Below are 1,329 nucleotides of genomic sequence, written 5' to 3' on the forward strand. Positions count from 1 at the left end.
TGTCATGCCCCGGGGATAATAGAGGCAGGGAGATTGGAAGAAGGAGATTCTCTCTTGCCAGTGAAATACACCGACGAACTCAAGGCTCGTGCTGTCGAGCTCGTCATCCATGCCCAAGCCGATCCGGACACTGCGAACGGAGCCATCACCCGCGTCGCGAAGGAACTCGGCCTGAGCAAAGAGACCCTGCGAGTTTGGGTACGCAAGCACAAGGACTCCGGTAAAGCCACACCGACTGAGTCAGTCGACCTGGAAGCGGAGAACCGCCGGCTACGGGCAGAGCTGGCTGAGGCGAAACGAGCCAACGAGATCCTGAAGAGGGCGTCGGCTTTCTTCGCGGCGGAGCTCGACCGCCCATCGAAGTAGTCGTCGGTTTTATCGACGAGAACAAACACGAGTTCGGAGTCGAGCCAATCGTGCGCGCCTTGTCCGGGACTGCTGCACGGATTGCTGTGAGCTCGTATTACGCGTACAAGAAACGTCAACCATCAGCCAGGGCCCGACGGGACCAGGCTCTGATGGTGGTGATCCAGGATGTCTATGAGGCGAACTATTCCTGCTACGGAGTACGGAAGATGTGGAAGGCGATCAACCGCGGCTACGCCGACCAGTTCGGGCCGGTGGCCCGGTGCACGGTGGAGCGGTTGATGGCCCAGTTGGGCATCGACGGGATCCGGCGGAGACGGAAGCGTCCGAAAACGGCTTCAGCCAGGGCTGAGGACTGCCCGGACGATCTCGTCGACCGTGAGTTCACGGCTGCTGGTCCGAACTGTCTGTGGGTCGCCGATATCACGTACGTGCCGACGCAGGCTGGGTGGGTGTACGCGATGTTCATCCTTGATGTGTTCACCAGGGAGATCGTGGGCTGGCAGGTGACGAACCATCTGCGGGAGTCGCTGGCCAGGGACGCTTTGACGATGGCGCTAGCGGCGAAATTCCGGGCTGGTGAAGATGTGTCGGGGCTGGTCCACCACAGCGACCGTGGGGTTCAATTTCGGTCGATTCGCTATGGCGAGGCTCTCGCGGAATCCGAGCTTGTCGCGTCGGTGGGATCGCGCGGAGATTCGTATGACAATGCGATGGCTGAGGCTCTGAACTCGGTGTACAAGGCTGAGCTGATCGACAGACGGGTGTGGTCAGGATTGATCGAGGTGCTCGCGGAGACGTCTGCGTGGGTGGCCTGGTACAACCAGGAGCGGTTGCATTCAGCGGTCGGGTACCGTCCGCCGATCGAGGTCCATTCTGAATGGGTCAACCAGTCCGCGGCAGAACCCGTGGCTGCTTAGGAAACCAAGAAAAAGAGCCTCTACGAAACCCGGGGCTTGACAG

2 protein-coding genes and 1 other annotated feature are annotated in these 1,329 nt (G+C 60.4%); both genes read left to right on the forward strand.

The features are described 5' to 3' along the window. Positions 1–60 precede the first annotated feature (60 nt). Positions 61–366 carry a transposase gene (locus AC2W7K_RS18045; protein WP_181365656.1) on the forward strand — a complete coding sequence of 102 codons (306 nt, stop codon included), beginning with the start codon at positions 61–63 and terminating at the stop codon, positions 364–366. After that, positions 327–455 (forward strand) — a sequence feature (AL1L pseudoknot). Its footprint overlaps the gene before it by 40 nt. Continuing rightward, positions 378–1,286 carry an IS3 family transposase gene (locus tag AC2W7K_RS18050; protein WP_259800805.1) on the forward strand — a complete coding sequence of 303 codons (909 nt, stop codon included), beginning with the start codon at positions 378–380 and terminating at the stop codon, positions 1,284–1,286. It overlaps the preceding feature by 78 nt. Positions 1,287–1,329 lie beyond the last annotated feature (43 nt).

Source organism: Brevibacterium sp. LAARM2_SD2 (assembly GCF_057364785.1).